The sequence below is a fragment of the Acinetobacter sp. Lyrl_1 genome, assembly GCF_051948795.1.
GTDB lineage: Bacteria > Pseudomonadota > Gammaproteobacteria > Pseudomonadales > Moraxellaceae > Acinetobacter > Acinetobacter towneri.
On record NZ_JAYJLK010000120.1, the window covers coordinates 1 to 378 of the forward strand.

Annotated in this window: 1 protein-coding gene; it reads right to left on the reverse strand. The window is 45.8% G+C overall.

The window, feature by feature from the left end:
- On the reverse strand, positions 1-378 hold a 378-nt coding region (locus VF675_RS13815), incomplete at both ends, for an IS256 family transposase (protein ID WP_440205400.1).

Consider the following 378-nt stretch of genomic DNA (forward strand, 5'->3'; position numbering starts at 1 on the left):
AGTATAGATGGCTTTGCGTATCTCGGCTGGATAAGCAAAGAAGGTATTTAGATTCTCCCAGTGTGTACGCCAGCTTTTGCTGATCTGTGGGTACTTGTCATCCCATGTTTGGGCAAATTGATCCAGGGCCATCAAGGCTGCCTCTTCAGTGGGTGATTGATAAACGGCTTTTAAATCCTGAGTGACCGCCTTGTAATCTTTCCATGACACATATTTCAAGCTGTTGCGCAGCATGTGGATAATGCACAGCTGGATGTGAGTTTGCGGGTATACGCTGTTAATGGCATCAGGAAAGCCTTTTAGTCCATCTACACAGGCGATCAGAATATCCTGCAACCCTCGGTTTTTCAGCTCAGTCAGAACATTTAGCCAGAACTT